The following is a 25558-nucleotide window of genomic DNA, read 5'->3' as shown; positions in this document are numbered from 1 at the left end:
ACAGCCTGGCCGGGAGGCGCGCATGACATCGATTTCTGCCGTGGGGCAAGCCGACGTGAGCGCGGTGCCCAAAGCCAAAACGCGAAACCCTTCGCTCGACCGCGCCCGCACTTTCCTGACGCTGGTGGTGCTGCTGCACCACGCCGTCATCCCCTATACTTATTTCGGTCATACCGATCCGAAGTACTTCTTCGGCTTCGACATGATCGTGCTCGCCACTGACAGTTTCTTCATGGCGATGTTCTTTTTCCTGTCGGGACTGTTCGCCTGGTCGGGTATCGCCCGGAAGGGTCCGCTGGGCTATTTGCAAGACCGCCTGCTTCGGCTTGGCTTACCCTTCGTGATCTGCGCCTTCACGGTCATTCCGATCGCCTATTACGCCATCTCCCTGCGGCACCATCCCGAGATCGGCTTTTCGGAATACTATTGGAATATGATCACGAAGGGCCCGTGGCCGAGCGGGCCGATCTGGTTTCTCTGGGTCTTGTTCGCCTTCGACCTGGTTGCCTGCCTGCTGTACCGGCTGTCGCCCAATCTGCTCGATCCGATCAATCGGCTCTCGCTGCACGGCCGCCGCCGACCCGCGGTGTTCTTTGCGGTCATGCTTGCCGTCACCATGGCGTTCTACATTCCCGGGCTGGTTCACTACGGACCAAGCAGCTGGTTTGAGTTCGGGCCGTTCTCGGTCCAGCACGGGCGCGTGATGCTCTATGCGACCTACTTCTTTTTCGGTGCCGGCATCGGCGTTGCGCAAATGGATCGCGGGCTGCTCGCGGCAGACGGCCGGATGGCGAAGGTCAGCTGGGACTGGATGGTGCTGGCGATCGTTCCGTATTGCTTGTTGTGGATGCTGATCTTCATCAAGCGCGAAATACTGGGCAACCCGTCGCCGTTGCCGGACTGGTACGAAGCGCTCTATGCCATCTGCTTCACTGTCTTCAGCGTGGCCATCATGTTTCTGATCCTGGCCTTTTTCCAGAGGTTCAGGCAATCAGGCTCAGCCAGGCTGCTCGATCCGATGCAGCAGGACGCCTACGGCATGTTCCTGGTGCACTACCCGATCGCGCTGTGGCTGCAATACTGGCTGTTCGACTATGACCTGCCGGCGATCGTCAAGGCCACGGTCGGATTCGTGCTGACAGTCGCATTCAGTTGGGCTTTGACGCGGGCGCTGCGGCAGATCCCGGGCGCGACGAAGGTGCTGTGAAGGTCCGTAGCCCGGGTGGAGCGCAGCGCAACCCGGGACCGGTATCGCCGCGAAATCCCCGGATTGCGCTGCGCTCCATCCGGGCTACAAGCGCCTACGACGCCTTGCCGCTCATATAGGCCGGCAGCCAGCGTTCGAATGCCGATTTGAGCGCATCCACCGACACCGCCGTTTCACCGGCAACCGCAATCGCATCGCCGCCCGTGGTGCCGATCCGCGTACAGGGCACGCCCGCGCCCTTCATCTTGGCCAGCACCAGGCCGGCGTCCGCCGCCGGCACCGTCACGATGTAGCGCGCCTGATCCTCGCCGAACCAGTAGGCGTGCGGCACGATCGAGCTCGATGCCGCCAATAGCTGCGCGCCGATCCCGCTCGCCATCGCCATCTCGGCGAGCGCGATCAGCAAGCCGCCGTCGGAAACGTCATGCACCGCGGTCGCGGTGCCGGCGTGGATCATGCCGCGCACCACGTCGCCATTGCGTTTTTCGGCAGCGAGATCGACCGGCGGCGGCGCGCCCTCTTCGCGGCCGCAGACATCGCGCAGGTACACGGACTGTCCGAGCCAGCCTTGGGTGTCGCCGATCAGCAGGATGGCTTCACCGCCCGCCTTGAATGCCAGCGTGGCAGATTTCGTGAAGTCGTCGAGCAGCCCGACGCCGCCGATCGAGGGCGTCGGCAGGATGCCGCGGCCGTTGGTTTCGTTGTAGAGCGAGACGTTGCCCGACACGACCGGGAAATCGAGCGCGCTGCAGGCTTCGGAAATACCCTTCAGGCAGCCGACGAACTGGCCCATGATCTCGGGCCGTTCCGGATTGCCGAAATTCAGATTGTCGGTGATCGCGAGCGGACGGCCGCCGACTGCCGTGATGTTGCGCCAGGCTTCGGCGACGGCCTGCTTGCCGCCTTCGAACGGATCGGCCTCACAATAGCGCGGCGTCACGTCGACGGTGAGCGCAAGTCCCTTTGGCCCGTCCTGCACGCGCACCACGGCGGCATCGCCGCCGGGACGCTGCACGGTATTGCCGAGAATGACGTGATCGTATTGCTCCCACACCCAGCGCTTCGAGCACAGCTCGGGCGTGGCGATCAGTTTTTCCAGCGCCGCCGAGATACCGAGCGGCGGCTCCACTTCACGCGCGTGCACCACCGGCAACGCCGCGGACGCAACGTGCGGGCGGTCATAGACCGGCGCCTCGTCGCCCAATTCCTTGATCGGCAGATCGGCCATGACGTCGCCGCCATGCTTGACCACGAAGCGCTTGCTCGGCGTGGTGTAGCCGACGACGGCGAAATCCAGCCCCCACTTCTGGAAGATCGCCTCGGCCTCTTGCTCCTTTTCGGGCTTGAGCACCATGAGCATGCGCTCCTGGCTTTCGGAGAGCATCATCTCATAGGCGCTCATGCCGGTTTCGCGCGTCGGCACCGCATCGAGATTGAGATCGACGCCGAGGTCGCCCTTGGCGCCCATCTCGACCGCCGAGCAGGTCAGGCCCGCCGCGCCCATGTCCTGGATCGCGATCACGCAACCTTTTTCCATGATCTCGAGGCAGGCTTCCAGCAGCAGCTTTTCCGCAAAGGGATCGCCGACCTGCACCGTCGGCCGCTTCTCGGCCGAATCGTCGTCGAATTCGGCCGAGGCCATCGAGGCGCCGTGAATGCCGTCGCGGCCGGTCTTGGAGCCGAGATAGACGATCGGCATGTTCACGCCGGAGGCCGCCGCGTAGAAAATCTTGTCGGTGTCGGCGAGGCCAACCGCCATCGCGTTGACCAGGATGTTGCCGTCATAGCGGGTGTGGAAACGCACCTGCCCGCCAACCGTCGGCACGCCGAAGGAATTGCCGTAGCCGCCGACGCCGGCCACCACGCCCGACACCAGATGGCGTGTCTTCGGATGCTCCGGCGCGCCAAACGAGAGCGCATTGAGGCAGGCAATCGGCCGCGCCCCCATCGTGAACACGTCGCGCAAAATACCGCCGACACCCGTCGTCGCGCCCTGATAGGGCTCGATATAGCTCGGATGGTTGTGGCTCTCCATCTTGAAGACCACCGCCTGGCCGTCGCCGATGTCGATGACACCGGCGTTCTCGCCCGGGCCCTGGATCACCCACGGTGCCTTGGTCGGGAGCCCCCGCAGGTGGATGCGCGAGGACTTGTACGAGCAATGCTCGTTCCACATCGCCGAGAAAATCCCCAGTTCAGTGAAACTCGGCACCCGCCCGATCAGCTTGAGGATGCGCTCATATTCGTCGGGTTTCAGGCCATGGCTGGCGACGAGTTCGGGGGTAATCTGGGGCTCGTTCATGGGTCTCTTCATAGGAAGATCGAGGGGATGCGAAAAGGCCTTTTATGGCGCATTTCCGCCCTGTCCAGAGCTTTGCGGGGGGAGGCTTGCAGGATCGGCGTTTGCACATCCTTCCCGGATCGGATTTAAGGGCGGAAACACCGAATTGAAGGGCCATTTTTAGTGAACGAGCTCCCCCAAAACGCATTCCGCGACCGCCCTGACCTTTACGTCGAAACCGAGGGCGAATTTGCCGGCTGGCGGACCTGGACCCGCGACAGTTTTGAGACCCATAACGGCCCGTTCTGGCACCGGATGGACGAAAACGGCCGCGTGCAATGTGCGTTCCGGGTCGAGAAAAAACACCTCAACGGCCAGCGCAACGTCCATGGCGGCTGCTTCATGTCGTTCGCCGATTACTGCCTGTTTGCGATCGCCTCCTCCGTGCTGGAAGGACCGGGCGTCACGGTGTCGTTCGCCTGCGAGTTTCTCGACGCCGCGCGCGAGGGCGAACTGGTCGAATGCGAGGGCGAAATCACCCGCGCCGGCGGCTCGCTGATCTTCCTGCGCGGCGTGCTGAAATCGGGCGATCGCTCGCTGTTCACCTTCTCAGGCACCATCAAGCGGGTGAAGTGGAAGAAGCCGGCAGGCACAGGCGCCGTTGCCACCTGACGCGCCACAGGCCCGTCGCGGCTGGCGCGACTATGCATTGCTGCTCGCGCTGGCGTGCTGCTGGAGTTCGACCTATCCGCTGACCAAGATCGGCCTCGGCTCGTTCCCGCCGATCACTTTCATCTCGGTGCGCTCGCTGATCGCCGCAGGCTTTCTGCTCGTGGTCTTGCGCGTCCGCGGGATCCCGATGCCTGTGGAAGCCAGGGCCTGGAAGCTGTTCGCCCAGCAACAGACCATCAATTCGACGTTTCCGTTCCTGCTGATCACCTGGGCGCAGCAATATGTGCCGGCGTCAAATACGGTGGTGCTGGCCTCGACCACGCCGATCTTCGCCTTTCTCATCACCTGGGGCATTACGCGGCACGAGCCGGCCACGCTGCTCAAGCTTGCCGGCGCCATTCTGGGGCTTGTCGGAACGGCCGTGATCATCGGCCTCGACGCGCTCGCGACCCTCGATGCCAATATCCTTGCCGAGATCGTCATCCTGATCGCCACCATCTCGTTCGCCTGCGCCACGATCTTCGGTCTGCGGCTGACCGACTACGACCCGATGGTGGTAGCCGCGGGCTCGCTCTTGTTCGGCGGCATGGTGCTGTTGCCGTTCGCGCTGATCATAGACCATCCCTGGACCTTGCGGCCGACGGCCGAGGCGCTGGTCGCCACGGCCGCGATGGGAATAGTCTCGAGCGCCTTCGGGTTGATGCTGTTCTACATGTGCCTGACGCGGCTCGGCACGCTCACCACCAACGCGCAAGGCTATTTGCGCATCCCGATCGGCGTCGGCCTGTCGGTGGTGCTGCTCGGCGAAGCTGTGCCGCCGAACCTGGCGCTTGGTCTGGTGCTTGTCATGGCGGGGGTAGCGGCGATGACGATTCCGAAAGATGCGTACCGGCGCTGGCTCAAGCGGCCCAGACGATAGTCATCCATCGACCGCGGAGGTCTCGCAAACTCAGACCAGCAATTGCCTTTCGGCGATCGACAGCCATTCCGCCTGTGCCTCGCGCAGATATTTGGGTGCGCGCTTCATCTGAAGCAGCAGTTCGTTGAATACCACTCTGGCCTCGGCGTCGCGGCCGACCATGCGCAGCAGCATGCCGTAGCGGACCCGTGCCTCCGCACCGGGGGCGTACGGCACCAGCGCGTAGTATTCTTCGAGCGCCTCGTCGATCCGCCCGACCTCCGCCAACGAACGCGCGTAGAGCAAATGCGCCTCGGCCGATTCAAAGTCCGGCCAGCGCTTTTGCAGATCGTCCAGCGTGGCGAGTGCCTCGGCCGGACGGTTGCGACCGAACTCGGCCTGCGCCCTGCCCAGCGCGTAGGCCGGCTCGCCACCGAGCGGGAGCGTCAGGATGTGATCGTAGTGACGCACCGCTTCGTCGAATCTCGCGAGCCTCAGGCACTCCGCTGCCAGCGCGGCGCGATTGGCAACGGTGTCTGTGTTGGTGAGCCGATCGGTCAACTCGCGATAGAGCTTTTCCGGATCGAGTTTGCCGGCAATGCGATTGCGCGCTTGTTGAGCTCCCGGACTGCCAAACCACTCCGGCACCAGTACGACGACGATGTAAGCGAGTGCTCCGATCAGCGGGACCATCAGGATGATGAAGGCCCAGGGCTGCAGGCGTCCAGTCTTCGATGCGTGATAGATCAGCGTGATATCGAGCAGCAAAACAACGAGAGCAACAGGCATGGCGCATTCCAGGCGAACGGGATGGACGGTCCTTGGTGGCCTTGATAGCGCGGCAAGTTCAATCAGACAATCTTCAGTTGTCTTGGAATGCGAGATATCGGCCGGCGATTCGTTTTTTCTTCTCTTCCTTGCGGTGTTCGAGCGCGGGCGCCACCAGACTGCCGTCGCAGACACACGAAATAGCCTATATTGCTCGCAGATGAACAGGCGGCGGAGTTTAGCGATGGACGTTATCGCAGCAATCCACGGGCGCCGGTCCGTGCGGTCCTATGACCCCAAGCCGGTCGCCCGCGATCTGATCGAAAGCATCATCCTGGACGCGGCGCAGGCGCCCCCGCCATTTCGTGATCAAAATCCGCTGGCGTTCAATGTCGTGCAGGGCGCCGCGCGCATCGCCACCTACGGCAAACGCGTCATGGACTACACACGCGAACATCGTCCGGACGGGCCGGGTTGGGACTGGCTCGACAGACCCGGCTTCAAGATCTTCTGGGATGCACCTGTCATCGTCATCATTTCCGGGCCGGTCGGCGACTGCAACCGCGCCGGCCAGAACCTGATGCTATCGGCACATGCACGCGGATTGGGAACGTGTTGGGTTGGCTCCCCGATGCTTTGGCTCAGCGCACCCGAAGTGCGCACGGAGTTGCGCATACCGTCCGCTCTGATGCCGGTGGCCGTGCTGTGCCTCGGCTATTCCGCGGCCATCCCGGAAACGGTAGTCCGCGAACGGCCTCTCATTGTGTGGGGCGATGAAGCCTGAGCGGCGACCGCCACTTCTCCATTTGTAGCCAGTGGAAACCTCTGGGAACAGCAACGAACTGTGATCGGCAAACTGGAACGTAACGTTCGCGGACCTCGTTGCCGTTACACAGCCAGAGAAGGAGCCATCATGAAACTCGCAACAATGGGATTGGCGACAGCGCTTGTCTTCACGGGCACTTGCGCCCTCGCGCAGTCCAGTGGCGGCTCGGCAGGCGGAAGTTCGGCCACCGGTGGCGCGGCAACGAGCGGCACGACGACGGGATCTTCCACCACCGGAACGACATCAGGTAATGCGACGGGCAGCACCGCTGACACCGGCGTGACCAACAACGCCGGCAGTGCCGGGGCCGCACGGAACAGCGGACTGAACCCGTCGGGGAACACGCTTCTCAACCCCTCGCCCAGCGGTTCAACGTTGATGCCGACAGCACCCGGCTCGACACCTGGCAGGTAATAACTGGCAGACAATACTGGCAGGCAATAAAAAGCCCCGCTTGGCGAGGCTTTTTTCATCAGCGAACAGGGTTGCCAGGTTCTACTTCTTCTCTTCCAGCAACTTCCTGTATTTCCCGACGTCGCGCGTCACCAGTTGGCCGAGCACTTCGCTCGCATGCTCGCTGGCGTCGGGCGCGACGGTGGAAAGATCGTGAAAGCGCTTCTTCACCGCCTCGCTCTCGACGGCGGCCTTGGCCGCGGCGTTCAGTTTCGCGATGATCGCAGGCGGCGTGCCCTTTGGCGCGAACAGGCCGTTCCAGCCCTGCGCTTCGAAATCGGGAAGGCCGGCTTCCGCCGATGTCGGCAGATCGGGCAAGGTCGCAAGCCGCACCGTCGAGCCGACGACGAGGCCCCGCACCAATTTGTCGTCGATGGCCTGCGACACCGAGGCAGCCGAATCGCAGACGCCGTCGATCTGGCCGCCGATCGCGTCCGTCAGCGCCGGCGCCGCGCCGCGATAGCCGACCAGCGTCACGTCGATGCCGGCGGCCTGCGCAAAGCTCTTGCAGATCAGGAAATTCGATGAGCCGGCGCCGGCATGGCCGAGATTGACCTTGCCGGGATTGCTCTTCGCATAGGCGATGAAATCCTGCAGGTTCTTCGCCGGAAAATCCTTGCGCAGCGCGACGATGCCGAAGGTCTTCGCAACGACCGCGATCGGCACGAAGGATTCCGGCGTGAACGGCAGTTTCGGATAGATGGTGTAGGTCGCCGCACTCGTGCCGGCATTGCCGATCGCGATGGTGTAGCCGTCGGCTTCCGCGCGCGCCGCACGCGTCAGCGCGGTCGAACCGCCGGCGCCCGCGATATTCTCGATCACGATCGGCTGCCCGAGCGTCTTGCTCATCTCCTCGGCGACCACGCGCGCGATCACGTCGGAAGTGCCGCCGGCCGCGAACGGCACGATCATGGTGACGGGACGCTTGGGATAGTCCTGCGCATGGGCGGCTGCGGCGAGCGAGAAGGCCGCAGCGGCAACGGCCAGGCGCATCATGATGGATTTCACGCAGCTTTTTCCAGATGCGCGGCGAGGCCCGCGAACAAGCCGCGGCCATCGGTACAGCCCATGATGTCTTCGACGTGGTTTTCCGGGTGCGGCATCATGCCGAGCACATTGCCGCGCTCGTTGACGATACCGGCAATCGACTCGGCCGCGCCGTTGATGTTGGACTCCTCGTCGACGACGCCGTCGGCGGTGCAGTAGCGGTAGAGCACCCGCCCCTCGCCTTCCAGCCGCCTTACGGTCTCCTCGTCCGCTTCGTAATTGCCTTCACCATGCGCGACCGGCACGCGAATGACCTGGCCGGCATTGTAGCCGCGCGTGAACGGCGTATCTGACCGTTCGACCCGCAGATGCACATCCTTGCAGATGAATTTCAGCCGCGCATTGCGCATCAGCACGCCGGGCAACAGACCGGCTTCGCACAGGATCTGGAAACCGTTGCAGACGCCGAGCACGAGACCGCCATCGGCCGCAAACTTGCGCACCGCGTCCATGACCGGAGCACGTGCGGCAATCGCGCCGCAGCGCAGATAATCGCCATAGGAAAACCCGCCGGGCACGACCACGAGATCGGTCCCTTTGGGCAGCGCCGTCTCGGCGTGCCAGACCATCGCGGCCTCCTGGCCCGACGCGAGCTTCAGCGCACGCGCCATGTCGCGCTCGCGGTTGATTCCGGGAAAGACGAGAACGGCTGATTTCACCTTATCCACCTCATTAATCCAGCATCCCCCGCTGCGCGCACGACCCTAGACTGAGACAGCAATTCATCCACCTTCCCCCTAAGCCTATTGGCAGAATTGTCCTGCTGGTAAAAATGCAACAAGATTCCGACGTTACCGTCAGCAACAACCATGACGATAGCGGCGGCTTTGGCATCCTCGGGGAAGCTTAAGCAAATCCCCCGTCCAGTCATGTCGCCTATCGAAACGTCGAACGGGGGACAAGTTACTGTTGGCAATGGAAGCGGAAGTGCGGCAAACGCCGGAGCGCTCCGCAGTGTTTCGAGGATGGATTGCTCGTCCTTCGCACTCTTTTGCCACGTTGCCGAGGAGACGAAAAACCCGCCAACAGTTGGCTCGCCTTCGCACATCGGCTCGATCGGACAATTAAACGCTATGCGACCGTGGAAATCGCTCGTGGCCTCGCGCTCGATCAACTCGAGGGAGAACGAACTCAATCTGTCTCCGCACCTTTGAAGCATACTGGCGTCGTGAGCGCTGATCACGCTACATTCCGCTTCCTGAGCGAAGGCACCGGAGAAAACGGCGACCGAAATCAAAGAAATGATTGCGGCAGCTGCGAACCTCATCCCAAGAGCTCGACCCGATAATTCTCGATCACGGTATTCGCCAAAAGCTTGTCGGCGGCATCCTTCAATGCCGCCTCGGCCTTGGCCCGGTCAGCGCCTGCGAGTTCGATGTCGAACACCTTGCCCTGACGGACGCTGGCGACGCCATCGACGCCGAGCGATTTCAGCGCGCCTTCGATGGCCTTGCCCTGCGGATCGAGAATGCCTGACTTCAACGTAACGGTAACGCGTGCCTTCACGAGACTTGCCCCAGTAATTCTAGTTTGCCTCAGCTCTTCACCAGCACCGGACCGGTACCGGCCGGGCGCTCGTTCTCCATCAGGATGCCCAGCCGCTTTGCCACTTCGGTATAGGCTTCCAGGAGGCCACCGAGGTCGCGGCGGAAACGGTCCTTGTCCAGCTTCTCATTCGACTTGATGTCCCACAGCCGGCATGAGTCGGGCGAGATCTCGTCGGCGACGATGATCCGCATCATTTCGTTCTCGAACAGCCGGCCGCATTCCATCTTGAAATCGACCAGACGGATGCCGATGCCGAGGAACAAGCCGGTAAGGAAGTCATTGACGCGGATGGCGAGCGCCATGATGTCGTCGATTTCCTGCGGCGTCGCCCAGCCGAACGCGGTGATGTGCTCTTCCGACACCATGGGGTCGTTGAGCTGGTCGTTCTTGTAGTAGAACTCGATGATCGAGCGCGGCAGCTGCGTGCCCTCCTCGATGCCGAGGCGCTGCGACAGCGATCCCGCCGCCACATTCCGCACCACCACCTCCAGCGGCACGATCTCGACCTCGCGAATCAGCTGCTCGCGCATGTTGAGGCGGCGGATGAAATGGGTCGGCACCCCGATGTCGTTGAGGTGCTGAAACAGGTACTCCGAAATCCGGTTATTGAGGACGCCCTTGCCCTCGATCACCTGGTGTTTCTTGGCATTGAACGCGGTCGCATCGTCCTTGAAGTGCTGGATCAGGGTTCCCGGCTCCGGGCCTTCATACAGGACCTTTGCCTTGCCTTCGTAGATGCGGCGTCGACGGCTCATTGGGATGTACCGTGTTTTGTTGAAATCCATGAAATTGGTGTGCTCCGGATGACAAGGGTTTGCGACCACGACGGAGCTGCCGTGAAGGCAAGGTCCAGGACAGAAACGACCGGAAACAGAACAAGAACCTCGCCTGATGGCAACCTATCCGATTGGCCCATCCAGCACAATCGACCCGGCCCAATTGGGCCCAACTTATAACGATTGCCTGCGGCCTAACGGCCCGTTGTTTTACCGATTCGCCCCCTCTATCTAGGTAGGCGATCGGGCCGCGACAACGCGGCCCCGTTTACCTTTTGGCCGGGATTGGAACCGAAGAAATGACCACTTTCGACAAGCGCGAGGAAGGTTTTGAGAAGAAATTCGCCCTCGACTCGGAGCAGAAGTTCAAGGCTGAGGCGCGCCGCAACAAGCTGCTCGGTCTTTGGGCAGCCGAAAAGCTGGGTTTGACCGGCGATGCCGCCACGGCCTATTCCAAGGAAGTGGTTGCGGCCGATTTCGAGGAAGCCGGCGACCAGGACGTCCAGAACAAGGTCGTGAATGATTTTACCGCCAAGGGCCTCGCCATCACCGCGGCCGAGGTGCGCGTCAAGATGGATGAGCTGATGGCCGCAGCGGTCGCCCAGGTGAAATCGGGGACCTGACGTGAAGCGTCATTCCGGGGCGTGCGGAGCACGAACCCGGAATCTCGAGATTCCGGGTTCGCGTCTTCGACGCGCCCCGGAATGACGGTGCTAGCGCTCGAACCCCTTTGTCCCCCCATACTCCTTCCGAACGATCTCCATCAACCGCCGCGCCGCCGCGCTTAAAAATCCGCCGCGGCGCGTTACTGTGACGACGTCGTGGCTCGCCTTCAGATCACGGACGTCGATGGTGGAAATCGTCTTGTATCGCAGCTCCTCCGCGGCATTGCTCTCCGACAACAGCGCGATGCCGAGGCCCGCCTCGACGAGGCGCTTCTGCGCCGTCAGGCTGTCGACCGGCGTCCAGTCGATTTCACCGAGCCCGTGGATCTGAAACAGCGCAAACACGTGCGAAGCCGTCATCTCGCGTCTCCCCGGCACCACCGGAAATGCGATCCAGCGCTCGCCGCTGAGATCGGCGAGTTTTGCCACACGGCCGCCCGCGCGCGGATGGTCGCCCGCGCACACCACCTGCATCCGTTCAGCAAACAGCAATTCGCAATCGAGATCACGCGAGCGGTCGCGGTCATAGCGCAGGCCGATGGTCGCCTCGCCGCGCCGTATCATGTCGCTGACCTCCGCGCTGGTTGCGGTGCGCAGGCTCAATTCGACCTCGGGATGCTCCGCCGCGAAGCGCTTGAGGATCGCCGACAGCCGCCCACCGGCCAGCGTGCCGACCACCGCGAGCGCAACGGGTCCCGAATTCGGCCGCGCCAGCGCGCGAACCGCATTCTCCGCATCCTGCGCGGCTGCAACCGCGCGCTCGGCATACGGCACCATCACCCGCCCCGCATCGCTCAGCATCGTGCGGCCTGCAATGCGCTCGAATAGCGGCACGCCGAGCTCCTGCTCCAGCAGCGCAATGCGCCGCGAGATCGCCGGCTGCGAGCGGTGCAGCGCCTTCGCCGCGCTCGAAATGCCGCCGCGGCGGTGAACGGTCAGGAATGTGAGAAGCGCATCGCTGTCCATGTTTCATCCATGCAAAAAGCTGATGATGCATAGAGAAATAACAAATTTGGCTGATGGGAGATAGCCCGCTAGTTTCGCCGCAAGCCAGAACCGGCCAACCAAGCGGAGCTTACCGATGCGAACCCAGATGGAAAAAGCCGAAACCTTCCGCGCGCTGCATGCGCGCCCCGGTGCCTTCATCATTCCCAATCCCTGGGACGCCGGCACCGCAAAACTGCTCGCCGCGATGGGGTTCGAGGCGCTTGCGACCACGAGCCTCGGCCTTGCCAACACGCTCGGCAGCGCCACCGTCAGCCTCGACGCCATCATCGAGAATTGCCGGGTGATCGCTGACGCCACCGACCTGCCCGTCAACGCCGATTTGGAGAATTGCGGCGCGGATGATCCAAAGACCGCGGCGAAAGCGATCGCGCGCGCGGCCGAAGCCGGCTGCGTCGGCGGCTCGATCGAGGATTCGACCGGCAATCCGCGTGAGCCGATCTACGATTTCTCGCTCGCGGTTGAGCGCGTGCAGGCGGCGGTCGAGGCCGCGCGCAAACTGCCCTTCCCGTTCACGCTGACGGCGCGGGCGGAGAACTTCCTGTACGGCCGCAAAGATCTCGACGACACCATCAAGCGGCTGCAGGCGTTCGAGGCCGCTGGCGCGGACGTTTTGTATTCCCCCGGCCTGTATGACATCGGCACGATCCGCACCGTGGTGTCATCCATCGGCAAGCCGTTCAACCTGGTGATGGGATTTGCCGATCCGACGCTGACGGTTGATCAACTCTCAGCCGCGGGCGTCAAGCGCATCAGCGTCGGCGGCGCGATGGAGCGCTACGCGCTTGCCGCGTTCCTAAAGAGTGCCCGCGAGATGAAGGATCACGGTGCGTTCACCTTTGTGCGCGAGATGGCGCCGATCGGGGAAATCAGGGCTGCGTTCAAGTAACCGGTCTCTCCCCGTCATTGCGAGCGAAGCGAAGCAATCCACTCTTTCTTTCCGCGGCGAAATGGATTGCTTCGCTACGCTCGCAATGACGGCGGAGGGATTGGTCACTCCTCCTTGAAGCCATACTCCGGCACGTTGCCGCTGGCACCGTAATACTTATACGGCAGGAATTTTCCGGACATCGTGATCTTGACCCGGTCGCCCTTGGGATTGGCGACCCGCTCCAATGCCATGTCGAAGTCGATCGCCGACATGATGCCGTCGCCGAATTCCTCCTCGATCAGCGCCTTCCAGGCGGGACCGTTGACCATCACCATTTCATAGAAGCGGTAGATCAAGGGATCAGTCGGCGGCATCGGCGTGCCAGTGCCGCGCATCGGCACCTCGTTCAGCATGGCGATTTCGGATTTCGAAAGCTCGAACAGCTCGCCGGCATTGGCGGCCTGCGGTTTTGTCAATTTCATCTGGCCCATGATGGCCCCGACGATCAGCACTTCCGAATAACCGCCGATCTTTTCGCAGATATGTTTCCAGCTCCAGCCCTTCTCGCGCTTGATGTCGAGCAGCTTTTCGGTGAGGTCTTCGCGTTTCATGGATGGTCTCTCCTTTGAAATCTAGCGCGCAACCGTCTGCGCTGAACCGGTTTCGACCAGGTTCGGCGCCGAAACGATGGTGGGTTCGCTCAAGCCCGGCCGCACGACCGGCACGTTGCGGGGATCGTGATTGGTCACATCAGACGCAAATGTCTTGCTGCGACTGACCAGGAAATCGACGATGTGATTGCGCAGCGCGTAGTAATAGGGATGGCGGTGCAGGTCGATGCGGCCACGGTCCTTCGGCAACGGATTTTCCACGATCTCGGCCAGCACGGCGCCCGGACCGTTGGTCATCAGGAAAATCTTGTCGGCGAGATAGATTGCTTCATCGACGTCATGGGTGATCATGAAGGCGGTCTGCCCGGTCTCGAGACAAATGCGGCGCACCTCGTCCTGCAACGTGCCGCGCGTCAGCGCGTCCAGCGCCGAGAACGGCTCGTCCATCAGCATGATTTTTGGCGTGATCGAGAGCGCGCGCGCGATGCCGACGCGCTGCTTCATGCCGCCGGACAGTTCCGACGGGCGCTTGTGTTCGGAGCCGGTCAGCCCGACCAGGTCAATGAAGGTCTGCGCATGCGCCTTCACCTTGGCGCGGTCCCAGTTGCGCCATTTCGAGGTCACGGCATAGGCGACGTTGCCGAGCACGGTGCGCCACGGCAGCAGCGCGTGGCTCTGGAAGATCACGGCACGGTCGAGGCTGGTGCCTTCAATCGCCTGTCCGTCGACGATGACGGCGCCCTCACTCGGCTCGTCGAGGCCGGCCAGAATGTTCAGCACCGTCGTCTTGCCGCAGCCGGAATGGCCGATCACGCAGCCGAACTCGCCGCGGCCCATCGACAGCCACAGATTCTCGAACACCGTGGTCTCTTTGCCGTCCGCGCCGGGATAGCGCCGCGCAATCGCTTCGATGGAAATGAATTTGTCGGTCATCACAGCTATTCCGGAAACGTGACCATGCGCGTGAACCGCGCAAGAATCTGGTCGAGCAGCATGCCGACGATGCCGATCAGGAGGATCGCGATGATGACGTTGGTGATCGAGAGGTTGTTCCACTCGTTCCAGACGAAATAGCCGATGCCGGTGCCGCCAACGAGCATTTCGGCCGCGACGATCACGAGCCACGCGATGCCGATCGAAATCCGCATGCCCGTGAGGATCGTCGGCGCGGCCGCCGGCAGGATCACCGTGAAGGCGCGCCTGACGGTGCCGACCTCCAGCGTGCGCGCGACGTTGATCCATTCCTTGCGCACCGCGGCGACGCCGAACGCAGTGTTGAGCAGCATCGGCCAGACCGAGCAGATGAAGATCACGAAGATCGCCGAGATACTGGAATCCTTGATGGTATAGAGCGCGAGCGGCATCCAGGCGAGCGGCGAGATCGGCTTCAGCACCTGGATGAACGGATCGAGCGCCTTGCTGATCAACGGCGACATGCCGATCAGGAAACCGAGCGGAATGGCGACAATGACGGCGAGAAAATAGCCAAGGCCGACGCGGGCGATGGAATAGCCCAGTTGGATACCGAGCCCCTTGTCGTTCGGCCCGTTGTCGTAGAATGGCTGCCTGAGGTGCTCCCACAATTTGGCGCCGACATCGAGCGGTCCCGGCATGGCCGATTTGCCCTGCGTCGCCGTCAACCCCATCAATTTTGCGTATTCCGGCGACATGTTGTGGGCGGCAGCCGTCGGACGCGTGGCGAGATGCCAGATGCCGAGAAACGCCGCGAACAGCGCGATCGAGACGACGGCTGCGCGGAAACGGAGGGATGATGTCATTGGGGAAAGTCTCTAAAGTCTCTCAAGATGTCGTCCCCGCGAACGCGGGGACCCATACATCGCGGCGTTAGTAGTGAAGAAAGGCCTCTGACATCGTGCCTAAAGGAGACGCCACGGCGTATGGGTCCCGGCGTTCGCCGGGACGACAGCAGCAAATTCAATTGCGCTCCAATCCTCACGACGCCTTCCTGATCTTGAAGCTTGCGAGATATTCCTCCGGCTTGGCCGGATCGAAGGTCTTGCCCATCACCGAAAAACTCTTGGTCGTTGTCGTCGGCGGCGTCAGCCCGGCTTCCTTCATCAGCTTGGCGGCGTCGGTGGCCAGATAGACCTGCGAGGCAATGCCCGCATAGTCGATATCGCCCTTGATCTGCCCCCAGCGCTTCATCTGGGTCATGATCCAGATCGCGAAGGACTGCCAGGGGAACGGATCGAAATCGACGCGGTTCGGCTGCGTGACGATATTGCCGAGGCCGTCGGCGAAAGTACCGGTCAAGATCTGCTCCAGCACGATCTGCGGCTGGTTGAGATAGTTCGCGGGCGCGATCGCTTCGGCGATCTGCTTGCGGTTCTCCGCCTTGTGCGCGAACGCGGTGGCCTCGATGATCGATTTCAGCAGCGCGCCATAGGTGTTCGGCATCGCCGTGATGAATTCCTTCGAGGCCGCTAAGGCGCAGCACGGATGTCCTTCCCAGATATCCTTGGTCAGGATGTGGATGAAGCCGGCGCCGTCGAACACTGCGCGCTGGTTCATCGGATCGGGCCCGAGGAAGCCGTCGATATTGTCGGCGCGCAGGTTGGCGACCATTTCCGGCGGCGGCACCGCACGGATCTGCACGTCGACATCAGGATCGATGCCATGCTCGGCGAGATAGTAGCGCAGCAGGTAATTGTGCATCGAATAGTCGAAGGGCACCGCGAACTTGAAACCCTTCCAGCTCTTCGGGTCGCGCTTGTCCTTGTGCTTGACCGAAAGCGTGATCGCCTGGCCGTTGATGTTTTCGACCGCCGGCATGGTGTAGGGAATCGGATTGGAGCCGGCGCCCATGGTGATGGCGAGCGGCATTGGCGACAGCATGTGCGCCGCGTCGTATTCCTTGTTGATGGTCTTGTCGCGAATGACCGCCCAGCCGGCGGTCTTGATGACTTCGACGTTCAGGCCGTTCTTGGAATAGAACCCCATCGGCGCCGCCATGATGATCGGCGTGGCGCAGGTGATCGGGATGAAGCCGACCTTGAGGTCCTTCTTCTCGAGCGGCCCGCCCTGCGCGAACACTTCGGTCGCGGTCTTCAGCGGAAAGAATTGCGACACGGCCGCCACGGCCGTCGCCGCGCCCACCGATTTCAGAAACGCGCGCCGCGCAACATCCCTTGGAAACATCGCGCGCATCACGGCGGAGGCGACCACGCCTTCGTAGCGTTTTTGCTCGCTCTCGACGGCGGACTGGATCTGCAGCTGGGCGGCCTGATGCTCGGCTTCGCTGAGATGCTGGCCACAAGAGCAGCCACCGGCATGAAGACGGCGGTTCGGATCGAATGGGTTGTCGAAGGTAGACATCAGCCCTCCTGCGCGCGACGTTGCACCCTAATTAAGCAAGGCACATGCCAGCCCCGTGTTTGGGCGATGGCGCTGATATCGCGGGGATTTCGCACGGATTGGCGGTTACGAAAATTCGTGATACACGAAAATTCGTAGTTCGATTACGAGTTTTCGGAGTGTTGGCCAGATGGATCTTGCCCTCGGTTCAACGGCGCCGCCGCAGGACGTCGAACTGCGCGCCGCCGCGTTCGAGTCCTCAATCGAGCCGACGCTGCTGCTCGATCCCCACGCCGACCTGATCCTCGACGCCAATCCCGCCGCCTGCACCCTGCTCGGCTACGACCGCGCGCTGCTGCGGCAGACCAGGGTCAGTGCGCTGCATGCCGGCCAACTCCCCGCGCTGATCGTGTTCACACAGGCCGTCCTCGACAAGGGCGCGTTCTGGACCAATGCGCTGACGCCGCGTCACGCCACGGGGCAAACGCTCAGGCTCGAATATGCCGGCTCGCTCGTGCCGGGTGACGGCCGCTCGCTGGTGCTCCTCACCATGAGCGATCTCGATGCGCGCCGCCGCCGCTATGTCGATGCGGCGGCCGAAGACCATATGCGCGGCGGGATCGCTACCTGGCAACGGGTCGAGCGGGTGTTCCAGGATATCGAACGCGAGAACCAGCTCATCCTGCGCGCCGCCGGCGAAGGCATTTACGGCGTCAACGCCGACGGCAAAACGACATTCGTCAATCCCGCAGCCGAGCGGATGCTGGGCTGGTCCGCCGAGGAACTGGTCGGCAAGGAAATCCACCCGATCGTTCATCACACCCATCATGACGGACGGCACTATCCCGATCATGACTGCCCGATCTACGCAGCGTTTCGCGACGGCGCCGTGCACCAGGTCGAGGGCGAGGTGTTCTGGCGCAAAGATAGCACGCCGGTCTGGGTCGAATATACCTCGACGCCGATCCGCGATCGCGGCGTGGTGGTCGGCGCGGTCATCGTATTCCGCGACGTCAGCCAGCGCCGCGAGGCCGACGAAAAGCTGCATGCGGCGCTTGCCGAGGTCGACCGCCTGCGCGAGCGGTTGGAGCTGGAAAACGCCTACCTGCAGGAAGAAATCCGCATCGAGACCAATCCACGCGGCATCATCGGCCAGAGCGAGGCGATCCAGAAAACGCTGCGTCAGGTCAAGCTGGTGGCGCCGACGTCGGCGGCCGTCATGATCACGGGCGAATCCGGCACCGGCAAGGAACTGATCGCGCGCGCTATCCACGAGGCGAGCAGCCGCCGCGACCGGCCACTGATCCGCGTCAACTGCGCGGCGATCCCGCGCGAACTGTTCGAGAGCGAGTTCTTCGGCCATGTCAGAGGCGCCTTCACCGGCGCGATGCGCGACCGCATCGGCCGGTTCGAACTCGCCGACGGCGGCACGCTGTTCCTCGACGAGGTCGGCGAAATTCCGCTCGAACTGCAAGGCAAGCTGTTGCGCGTGCTGCAGGAGGGCAATTTCGAGCGCGTCGGCGAAGAGCGCACCCGCGCCGTCGACGTTCGCCTGATCGCCGCCACCAACCGCGACCTCAAGCAGGAAGTGCAGCGCGGCCGGTTCCGCGAGGACCTCTATTTCCGCCTCAACGTGTTTCCGGTGGAATCGGTGCCGCTGCGCGAGCGGCGCGAGGACATTCCGCTGCTGGCGCAGCATTTTTTGACCCGCGAGAGCAAGGCGCTGAAATCCGATCTGCGATTGTCGGAAGGCGACGCGCGCAAGCTTTCGCGCTACGACTGGCCTGGCAACGTCCGCGAACTTCAGAACGTGATCGAGCGCGCGGCGATCCTTGCGCAGAACGGCCGGCTGCGCATCGACCTGCCCGATGTACCAGGGGTGCAGCCCTCCCCCGGCGCGCAGCGCGTGAAAGCAGATAGCCATCCCGCGGTCATGACATCAGCGGAAATGCGCGACCACGAACGCGCCAACATTCTCGCCGCGCTGCACGCCTGCTCCGGCAAGGTGTTCGGACCCGGCGGCGCGGCCGAGATGCTCGACATCAAGCCGACCACGCTGGCCTCACGCATCAAGGCGCTGGGGATTTCCAATGCGCGTGGCCCGGCTGGCTAATCAGGGCGTGTACTCATAAACGTCGGCTTGCCACGGGATGAGCAGAAATTTTCTGCTCAATCGGTGCATTACCGGTTGCGCCCCCTACACGGCCAATCTCGACCATGCACACGGCCAAGACCCAAATCGTTCGCCAGCCACAGCGGAACCGTTTCCTCTTGAGCCCCATAGCGTATTACCGGCACTACGGGCCCGCCGCATGGATCGACCCGGTCGTCTTCTGGGCGATAACGATATCGTGGAACAATATTGTAATCCCAGTAAGGAGTTGCCCTTACCACGGGCACCCTGATGATAGGCCTTTGCCGTGGTTCACGAACGACATTGGCCTGCTGCGCATACGCTGCGGCACTAAACGTACCCAGGTCGAGCAGGACCAGGGCTGTTCCCAGAGCTACGGTCACTATCCTCATGCCTTGGCCTCCTTGCCACACACAGCTAGGCCCGACTCGGACATCCGGCGACGTTCGACTTCGCGCCGCTGTTGAGGGTATATCGGACATCAAAGACACCTTATCCGCAACGTCTCATTTTATGAAGACTGGCGGCCCATCTGGCTTGGCGAAGCCGCGCATGCCCTAGTAGCGGCGACCGCCGACGGCGAACGACGAAGCGCCGGGGAGCGAATTGATTTCGCTGTCGATGCGGCCCGACTGCTGGACGACGCCGACTCCAAGCGACAGGCTGAGATTCGACGTCGGCTGGAATTCGACGCCGGCATACGCGCTGGAGATTGGCAGCGTGCCGGACTTGGAGTCGAACGGCGCGAAGGGGCCGCCGATGCCGGTGTTGTATTTCAGTGTGTCGAAACCCGCATAGAACGTGACGGGCAGACCGCCGCCGTTCTTCAGGCTGTAGCCGAACTGCACGCCTTCGCTATAGAGCGAGCCGAAACCGCCGAATGCGCTCTGGCTGATGCCGCTCAGGCCCATGGTGCTGCGCTGGCTGCCGACAAAAAAGCCGTTCGAAAAATTGTAGCGCGCGTAGGAAGAGCCGTTTCCGACGTCCCGGAAGTCGAAGCTCGGAAAGTTGCCGTAACCGTTCGGACTCTCTCCCGCATCACCGCTGAATCCCATCGGCCAGCCCGGGATCCAGTAATTTACCGGCGAGGCCTGCGCGTGGGCCGTTCGCCCACCGAGGCACAGCATCGCCACGACCAATGCGAAACCTAATCTGCCTGAGAACATCGACATCCGCGCGACCACCAACTGTGTCGCGATTATACGCAGCGGATATCGGGAACGCCAGAGCGACGCGGTGGCGCGGTTCCATCAGGTCGCGCCATCACTTCAGGGATCGCAGGCCGCCTTGTTGCAGTCCAATTCCAGGGAAATCAGACTGCAACATCGGACGCGTCCTTACGCCGCCTTGGTGGTGAGCGTGGTCTCCATCGGCAGCCCCTCCTCGATCGGCAGCGCCGGATCGCGCGACCATTCGTTCCAGGAGCCGAAATACATCCGCACATCCTTCACGCCGGCGTTCTTCAGCGCCAGGAACGTGTTCGAGGCGCGCGCGCCCTTGAAGCAGTAGAGGTAGACCGGCGTATTCTGTGTGATGCCGACGGTCGCGCACTCCGCCAAAATTTCGTTCTTGGACTTGAAGCGCGGCCCCTCCGCGGTCGGCTTCATCATGCGGTACCATTCCAGCCAGACCGCGCCGGGGATGCGTCCCTTGCGCGGGCAGAAATCCTTTCCGTAAGGCGAAGAGCTTTCGCCGATCCACTCGTCGATGTCGCGGACATCGAGCAACGCAATGCCGGGCTTGCCGACGGCGGCTAGCATGGTCTTGGCGTCGATCAGGATGTCGCCGGCTTCGGGCAGAACCGAGAACGACGCCTTCACCGGCGATGGCACGTCCTTCGTCATCGGCAGGTCCGCCGCCGCCCAGGCATCGTAACCGCCATGCAGCACTTTCACCTTGGGATAGCCGAGCATGGTCAGCAGGTAATAGCCGCGGCAGGATTGGCCGAAGCCGGAATTCATCGACTGTTCGTAGATGACGGCGGTTTCCTTGCCGGATAATCCGGCAGCGCCAAACGCATCGGAGAATTTTGTTTTCAGTTCATGAATGCCCTCCGGCGTCGAGGTCGCCAGATAGGTGAAGATTTCATGGACATTGACGGCGCCCGGGAGGTGCCCCGCGCCGTAGGCTTCGGGATTGCGGGTGTCGATGACGACACACGGCTCTTGCTTGAGGAATTCCGCGAGTTCGCCGGCAGTAATCAGAACGTCCGTCATGGCAGGCCTCTCCTGTTGTGTGGTTGCTGGTTGGGGTCGGTCGGAAATCCCTTTAGTGCTCGTCGCCGGCCAGCATTTTGCGAAGCTGCTTGGTGGCGGGGGTGACGATGGCGACGAAATAGGCTTCGCGAAGCCGGCGCTGGGCGCGATGGCTCTTCAGGTAACCGCGCGCCCCGCAATGGAGCATCGCCGCATGCGCCGCCGCGACGCTGGCGTCGCCAAGCCGTAGCCGCAGCCCGATGACACGGCGCCAATAGCTATCGTCGGAATTATAGGGATCGCACGCCAGCGCCATCGCCTCCTTCTCGAACTCGGCATGGAGCTCGCGGAATTGCGTCGGCTGCTGCGGCAGATAACGGTTGACGTGGCCGAGCGGCGGCCCGACCTCATCCATGATGCCGATGCAATCCTTGATCAGGCCAAGCCCCATGCCGGTCTGCAGCAGGACGAAGCCCGCGCGGATTTTCTTCACGAACTGCCCGGCCTGTTCGGCCAGGATCAATTCATCCGACACGAACACGTCGCGGAACTGCACGCCATAGGTGCCGGTGCCGTCCATCGCTAGGAACGGCTTGCACGGCTGCAGGGTGATCGCCGGATTGGAACAATCGGCAAGGAACATGACGATGTCCGGCCCGCTTTTTGCGGCGCCGACCGGCCCGCTTTTTGCGGTGCCGCCGCCCTCGTCCTCGCGCTCGAAGATGGTGCCGAAATAGTGGTCGGGCCCGAGATTGGAGACCCAGGGCAGCGCACCCTTGACGATGTAGCCGCCATCGACCCTGCGGCCCTTCAATTTCAGGCGCTCAATGCCGAAGAAACTCTTCATCGGATTGGAAAGGCCGGTGCCGCCGAGCACCCGTCCACTCGAAAAACTGTCGCCGAAGCGCCTTGCAAGGTTCAGGTTGGTCGAATTCGCAGCGTACCAGACCAGCGTGTTCTGGCACCAGGCCATGAAAGCAGTGGCGCCGCAGACTTCCCCGATCACGGCTATCGACTGGATGGCGCAGCGCAGATCCGCAGGTCCCTCCTGCGGGACATGGCTGCTCCACGCGCCGACTTTGCCGAGACTGCGCAGCAACTCGCCCGGATAAACCGAACCCGCATCGATTGCACCTGCAAGCGGTGCAAGCTCCTGACGCGCAATCCTGGCAACTTCGTCAGCAATCGTAGGTGCGGGCCGATCTGTAGCTTCGACCCGCGATAAGGCTAGTGAACCCATGACCGTCTCCCGCACCCCTGTTGCGCGCGTCGCGTTCCGTTAGATGCTGACTTCGAGATTGACCGGCCGCGTAAAGGTGTTGGCGACCGGCGACCACTTCTTGACGTGGGTCACCAACGCGTCGATCTCGCTCTTCGGAATGCCCTCGCATTCCATGTCGACCTTGACGCGCACATCCGTGAAGCCGACCGACTTCTCGCTGACGTCGCCGGTGCCCCACACCGCCGTGATGTTGAGATCGCCCTCGAGTTCGAGTTCGAGCTTGTTGACGATCCAGCCGCGGTGAACGGCGTTGGCGTGGAGGCCGACCGCCAGGCACGAACCGAGCGCGGCCAGCGAGGCCTCCGACGGATTGGGTGCGGTGTCATCGCCCAAAAGACCCGGAGGTTCGTCGACGATGTAGGGCGCCAGGTTGCGGATGTAATTGGCGTGGCGAAACTTGCCTTCCGCCACCGTCTTGCACTTCAAGGTCTTGATGACCTTCGGATTGGCCTTGCCGTTGGCGATGAGCTGTTCCAGCCCACCCTTGTCGATCGGGGCCAGGCAGCCTGTGAGCACCGTTTTTTGAGCGACCGCGGTCATCTTGTCTCTCCCTAGGTAGGATACCGAACGTTCTGTTTCCTGCATTAAGCGTGCCAGATCAGGCCAAAACCAAAAGGCCAAGCTCTCTCGCCGCTTACCGATAGCTGCACGGAAATTGGTCAGCGCCGCGCTGCACAGGCGCGGAGCAATTGCCGCTCCGTTGCGATTATTTTCAGCGCAAAGATGCGACTTGATGATTGCGCGGCGGTTCGATTAACTGCGGCGCATGGGCAAATCGGTTTCCAAGAGAAAGGCTGTCGCGGCACGCGCCGCAGGCGACGAGGAGTCGGCGCGCGGCCGGCTGCTCAGCGCCGCCACGCATTTGTTCTGCAAGAACGGCATCAACGCCACCGGCATCGACGCCATCATCGACGAGGCCGGCACCGCAAAGACCACGCTCTACAAACTGTTCGGCTCCAAGACCAACCTCGTCAACGCCGTGCTGGAGAGCGAAGGCAAGGCGTGGCGCGAATGGTTCATCGGCGCGATGGAGGACGGCGGCGGCGACGCGCAGACAAAACTGAAGCGGATTTTTCCGGCGCTGAAGCAATGGTTCGCCGAAGAGCGCTTCTACGGCTGCCCCTTCATCAATGCGGTCGCCGAGCACGACAAGGACGCCAAGCAGTTCCGCAACATCGCGCTGCGCCACAAGAAAGTGGTGCTGGCGCATATCGAAAAGCTCGCCGGTGAAATGGGCGCGGCCGAGCCGCAGGTGCTCGCGCATCAACTCGCGCTCTTGATCGACGGCGCCATCGTCGCCGCCATGGTGTCACGCGATCCCGGCGTCGCCGATACCGCTGGCCTCGCCGCAGGCAATCTGTTCGGGCCTTCGAAGGTGAAGAAGGCGAAGCGGGCCGGCAACCCTGCAGAACTTGTCGCCGTCTGAAGCGGTGACGAGGTCGCCGATCGATTACAGGGACGCGGAAGCCGTGACGGTCAGGCCGCGCGCGAGCACGATTGCGCCGACCAGGATCAGGCCGACGCCCGCGATGCGGCTGAGCCATTCGCTGCGCGGCAGCAGTTTCTCGAAGGCGACATAGATCGCGACCGCAGCGATCCAGACCAGGTTCATGACACCGACGACGAACAGCAGCGCCATCAGGAACCAGCAACAGCCGACGCAGTAGCCGCCGTGCTGGAGACCCATCCGCAGCGCGCCCATGGCGCCGCGTTGCCAGTAGCTCGAGAGGAACAGCAACGGACTCTGGCAGTAGCGAAGACAGGCGCGCTTGATCGGCGTCAACTGATAGAGCCCGGCCGCAAGCAGGATGATCCCGGCGATCACGCTGCTGGTGCTCGCCATCATGCCTGACAGTAGTCCGGCCTGATCAAGTCCCCACTGCAGCGAGACCGCAACAACGCTGAAGCCCGCCCAGATCACGAGATAGCCGGCGAGAAAAAGCCAGCTTGCGATGACGGGGCTCTCCGTCGTCGCCTGTCTGCGCTTGATGGCGGCGAACAGCAGGATCGTGGGCGCGGCGCTGGGCACCATCATCGCGATCATCATCACCCACCACATCGCGAATATGAGCCATGCCTGGGCCGCCGTCCACGGCTCGGGGTCCATCGGCATATCGGCCATGCTCATGTCGATGCCGGCGCCGGCAAGCAGATAGCCCCAGGAGAACGCAACCACCGTGGCTATTCCGATGGCCACGATCAGGCGATCGTGCCGCAGAGTCTGCTCGAGCGCCGAGGTCGCCATCATGAATCCGCCCCGCTGCTGGAACGGCACGTAGAGTTGGATTTGGGCGCTAGGCCGCGACACCTTCCGGCGTCTGAACGACAGTGGCGAGCGAACTATGCGTGCCCTTGGTGTCGAACTTTATAGCGCCGGTCGAGCGGATGTTGGCCGAGGCAACCTCGGCCGCCCGGTGTTCGAATCCCTCAGGCATCACCACCTGAATACGATGAGGCTCTCCCGTCACCGGATTCTTGATCGGCTCGACCTCGGTCTCCAGCACACCCTTCGCGACGACACGCGCGACCCGGCCATTCTTGTCGAACGAGAACTCGAACGGCACGAACAACGGCTCATGCATTTTGGTCACGATCAGGCTGAGGATCTGGAATAGCGTGCCTTCAGCGGAATTCTTGCCCGACATGATATTGAATAGCGCTTCGCGCTGCTCCGGCGTCGCGCGCTCGTCGATAATCGGCTGCAACTGACCATTGCCCTCGTGCAGTGCGCCGGGAAAATCGACGGTCGCCGCGAAAACCAGGCCGTCGAGTTTGGTCTTCTCGAAATGCCCCTTGGTGATCCGCATGCCGACCATGCCCTTGCAATAACCTTTCGTCGGCAGGGCATTGAAATCGCACGGACAGCCGAACGCGCAGGTGCAGTTCTTGATCCATTCGCCTTCGAGACGCCAGTCGGATGTAGCCATGGCAGACCTCCGCGTTGCGTTGTCGATTGGACTGCAGCAGGCTAAGTTTACTCCGTTCGTGCGCCGAGGGACAGCGA

General features: G+C 62.5%; 27 protein-coding genes. 8 read left to right on the top strand and 19 right to left on the bottom strand.

Features of this window, described 5'->3' with window-relative positions; translation table 11 throughout:
* Positions 1 to 22 precede the first annotated feature (22 nt).
* Positions 23 to 1207: an acyltransferase gene (locus tag KIP88_RS14365; RefSeq protein WP_214488579.1), complete on the top strand. Its 1185-nt coding sequence runs from the start codon at positions 23 to 25 to the stop codon at positions 1205 to 1207.
* A gap of 94 nt (positions 1208 to 1301) precedes the next feature.
* Here KIP88_RS14365 and purL read toward each other — a convergent pair whose 3' ends face one another.
* The gene (gene purL, locus KIP88_RS14360; RefSeq protein WP_214488578.1) at positions 1302 to 3509 is read right to left on the bottom strand and encodes a phosphoribosylformylglycinamidine synthase subunit PurL; all 2208 of its coding nucleotides are present in this window, start codon (positions 3507 to 3509) and stop codon (positions 1302 to 1304) included.
* Positions 3510 to 3671: 162 nt separating this feature from the next.
* Here purL and KIP88_RS14355 point away from each other — a divergent pair, with 162 nt between their 5' ends.
* The gene (locus KIP88_RS14355; RefSeq protein WP_214488577.1) at positions 3672 to 4160 is read left to right on the top strand and encodes a PaaI family thioesterase; all 489 of its coding nucleotides are present in this window, start codon (positions 3672 to 3674) and stop codon (positions 4158 to 4160) included.
* The gene (locus KIP88_RS14350; protein WP_214488576.1) at positions 4150 to 5079 is read left to right on the top strand and encodes a DMT family transporter; all 930 of its coding nucleotides are present in this window, start codon (positions 4150 to 4152) and stop codon (positions 5077 to 5079) included. Before KIP88_RS14355 ends, KIP88_RS14350 begins: the two co-directional genes overlap by 11 nt.
* A 30-nt stretch (positions 5080 to 5109) precedes the next feature.
* On the opposite strand, the gene KIP88_RS14345 is transcribed toward KIP88_RS14350, so the two are convergent.
* Positions 5110 to 5847 (bottom strand): tetratricopeptide repeat protein, encoded by a 738-nt coding sequence (locus KIP88_RS14345; protein ID WP_214488575.1) that lies wholly within the window; start codon positions 5845 to 5847, stop codon positions 5110 to 5112.
* A 223-nt stretch (positions 5848 to 6070) separates the two neighbouring features.
* Between KIP88_RS14345 and KIP88_RS14340 the strand changes: the two genes are divergently transcribed.
* A complete protein-coding gene (locus KIP88_RS14340) occupies positions 6071 to 6610 on the top strand; it encodes a nitroreductase family protein (protein WP_214488574.1) in 540 nt (179 codons plus the stop codon).
* Between the two features lie 104 nt (positions 6611 to 6714).
* Here the strand turns inward: KIP88_RS14340 and KIP88_RS14335 are convergent, their stop codons facing one another.
* The 6 genes from KIP88_RS14335 to purC are packed head-to-tail and all read right to left on the bottom strand — an operon-like array spanning position 6715 to position 10455.
* Entirely contained in the window at positions 6715 to 7125 is a 411-nt protein-coding gene (locus tag KIP88_RS14335; protein WP_214488573.1) for a hypothetical protein, read from the bottom strand.
* Between the two features lie 22 nt (positions 7126 to 7147).
* The gene (locus KIP88_RS14330) at positions 7148 to 8101 is read right to left on the bottom strand and encodes a tripartite tricarboxylate transporter substrate-binding protein (protein ID WP_214488812.1); all 954 of its coding nucleotides are present in this window, start codon (positions 8099 to 8101) and stop codon (positions 7148 to 7150) included.
* 8 nt (positions 8102 to 8109) lie between these two features.
* Positions 8110 to 8811, bottom strand: a complete 702-nt coding sequence (gene purQ, locus KIP88_RS14325; RefSeq protein ID WP_214488572.1) for a phosphoribosylformylglycinamidine synthase subunit PurQ — start codon at positions 8809 to 8811, stop codon at positions 8110 to 8112.
* Complete coding sequence (locus KIP88_RS14320) at positions 8808 to 9419, bottom strand: hypothetical protein (protein ID WP_214488571.1); 612 nt, start codon at positions 9417 to 9419, stop codon at positions 8808 to 8810. Before KIP88_RS14320 ends, purQ begins: the two co-directional genes overlap by 4 nt.
* Complete coding sequence (gene purS / locus KIP88_RS14315; RefSeq protein WP_214488570.1) at positions 9416 to 9658, bottom strand: phosphoribosylformylglycinamidine synthase subunit PurS; 243 nt, start codon at positions 9656 to 9658, stop codon at positions 9416 to 9418. Before purS ends, KIP88_RS14320 begins: the two co-directional genes overlap by 4 nt.
* A gap of 29 nt (positions 9659 to 9687) precedes the next feature.
* Positions 9688 to 10455, bottom strand: a complete 768-nt coding sequence (gene purC, locus KIP88_RS14310) for a phosphoribosylaminoimidazolesuccinocarboxamide synthase (RefSeq protein ID WP_171708996.1) — start codon at positions 10453 to 10455, stop codon at positions 9688 to 9690.
* A 320-nt stretch (positions 10456 to 10775) separates the two neighbouring features.
* Between purC and KIP88_RS14305 the strand changes: the two genes are divergently transcribed.
* Positions 10776 to 11099 (top strand): DUF1476 domain-containing protein, encoded by a 324-nt coding sequence (locus KIP88_RS14305; protein ID WP_214488569.1) that lies wholly within the window; start codon positions 10776 to 10778, stop codon positions 11097 to 11099.
* 90 nt (positions 11100 to 11189) lie between these two features.
* On the opposite strand, the gene KIP88_RS14300 is transcribed toward KIP88_RS14305, so the two are convergent.
* Complete coding sequence (locus tag KIP88_RS14300) at positions 11190 to 12107, bottom strand: LysR family transcriptional regulator (protein ID WP_214488568.1); 918 nt, start codon at positions 12105 to 12107, stop codon at positions 11190 to 11192.
* Positions 12108 to 12222: 115 nt separating this feature from the next.
* Here KIP88_RS14300 and KIP88_RS14295 point away from each other — a divergent pair, with 115 nt between their 5' ends.
* The gene (locus tag KIP88_RS14295) at positions 12223 to 13035 is read left to right on the top strand and encodes an oxaloacetate decarboxylase (protein WP_214488567.1); all 813 of its coding nucleotides are present in this window, start codon (positions 12223 to 12225) and stop codon (positions 13033 to 13035) included.
* Positions 13036 to 13139: 104 nt separating this feature from the next.
* Here the strand turns inward: KIP88_RS14295 and cynS are convergent, their stop codons facing one another.
* The 4 genes from cynS to KIP88_RS14275 all read right to left on the bottom strand — a co-directional run bounded on the left by cynS (position 13140) and on the right by KIP88_RS14275 (position 16964).
* Complete coding sequence (cynS, locus tag KIP88_RS14290) at positions 13140 to 13628, bottom strand: cyanase (protein ID WP_214488566.1); 489 nt, start codon at positions 13626 to 13628, stop codon at positions 13140 to 13142.
* A gap of 21 nt (positions 13629 to 13649) precedes the next feature.
* Positions 13650 to 14561 (bottom strand): ABC transporter ATP-binding protein, encoded by a 912-nt coding sequence (locus KIP88_RS14285; protein WP_214488565.1) that lies wholly within the window; start codon positions 14559 to 14561, stop codon positions 13650 to 13652.
* Positions 14562 to 14566: 5 nt separating this feature from the next.
* Positions 14567 to 15406 carry a nitrate ABC transporter permease gene (gene ntrB / locus KIP88_RS14280; protein ID WP_214488564.1) on the bottom strand — a complete coding sequence of 280 codons (840 nt, stop codon included), beginning with the start codon at positions 15404 to 15406 and terminating at the stop codon, positions 14567 to 14569.
* 175 nt (positions 15407 to 15581) lie between these two features.
* Positions 15582 to 16964, bottom strand: a complete 1383-nt coding sequence (locus tag KIP88_RS14275) for a CmpA/NrtA family ABC transporter substrate-binding protein (RefSeq protein ID WP_214488563.1) — start codon at positions 16962 to 16964, stop codon at positions 15582 to 15584.
* A 169-nt stretch (positions 16965 to 17133) separates the two neighbouring features.
* On the opposite strand from KIP88_RS14275, the gene KIP88_RS14270 reads away from it, so the two are divergent.
* Positions 17134 to 19056: a sigma 54-interacting transcriptional regulator gene (locus KIP88_RS14270; RefSeq protein WP_214488562.1), complete on the top strand. Its 1923-nt coding sequence runs from the start codon at positions 17134 to 17136 to the stop codon at positions 19054 to 19056.
* A gap of 578 nt (positions 19057 to 19634) precedes the next feature.
* Here KIP88_RS14270 and KIP88_RS14265 read toward each other — a convergent pair.
* The 4 genes from KIP88_RS14265 to KIP88_RS14250 form a co-directional block, all read right to left on the bottom strand.
* Positions 19635 to 20249: a hypothetical protein gene (locus tag KIP88_RS14265; protein WP_214488561.1), complete on the bottom strand. Its 615-nt coding sequence runs from the start codon at positions 20247 to 20249 to the stop codon at positions 19635 to 19637.
* A gap of 165 nt (positions 20250 to 20414) precedes the next feature.
* Positions 20415 to 21293 carry a sulfurtransferase gene (locus KIP88_RS14260; RefSeq protein ID WP_214488560.1) on the bottom strand — a complete coding sequence of 293 codons (879 nt, stop codon included), beginning with the start codon at positions 21291 to 21293 and terminating at the stop codon, positions 20415 to 20417.
* Positions 21294 to 21345: 52 nt separating this feature from the next.
* The gene (locus tag KIP88_RS14255; protein ID WP_214488559.1) at positions 21346 to 22512 is read right to left on the bottom strand and encodes an acyl-CoA dehydrogenase family protein; all 1167 of its coding nucleotides are present in this window, start codon (positions 22510 to 22512) and stop codon (positions 21346 to 21348) included.
* A gap of 39 nt (positions 22513 to 22551) precedes the next feature.
* A complete protein-coding gene (locus tag KIP88_RS14250; protein WP_214488558.1) occupies positions 22552 to 23094 on the bottom strand; it encodes an OsmC family protein in 543 nt (180 codons plus the stop codon).
* 226 nt (positions 23095 to 23320) lie between these two features.
* On the opposite strand from KIP88_RS14250, the gene KIP88_RS14245 reads away from it, so the two are divergent.
* The gene (locus KIP88_RS14245) at positions 23321 to 23980 is read left to right on the top strand and encodes a TetR/AcrR family transcriptional regulator (protein WP_214488557.1); all 660 of its coding nucleotides are present in this window, start codon (positions 23321 to 23323) and stop codon (positions 23978 to 23980) included.
* 24 nt (positions 23981 to 24004) lie between these two features.
* On the opposite strand, the gene KIP88_RS14240 is transcribed toward KIP88_RS14245, so the two are convergent.
* Both KIP88_RS14240 and KIP88_RS14235 read right to left on the bottom strand, forming a co-directional pair.
* Positions 24005 to 24802: a DUF2182 domain-containing protein gene (locus KIP88_RS14240; protein ID WP_308163557.1), complete on the bottom strand. Its 798-nt coding sequence runs from the start codon at positions 24800 to 24802 to the stop codon at positions 24005 to 24007.
* Between the two features lie 46 nt (positions 24803 to 24848).
* A complete protein-coding gene (locus KIP88_RS14235; RefSeq protein ID WP_214488556.1) occupies positions 24849 to 25481 on the bottom strand; it encodes a DUF1326 domain-containing protein in 633 nt (210 codons plus the stop codon).
* Between the last annotated feature and the right edge of the window lie 77 nt (positions 25482 to 25558).

The organism is Bradyrhizobium sp. SRL28, assembly GCF_018596315.1.
Taxonomy (GTDB): domain Bacteria; phylum Pseudomonadota; class Alphaproteobacteria; order Rhizobiales; family Xanthobacteraceae; genus Bradyrhizobium.
The sequence above is the reverse complement of the archived record's forward strand: the minus strand, read 5'-3'. Positions and strand labels throughout refer to the sequence as shown.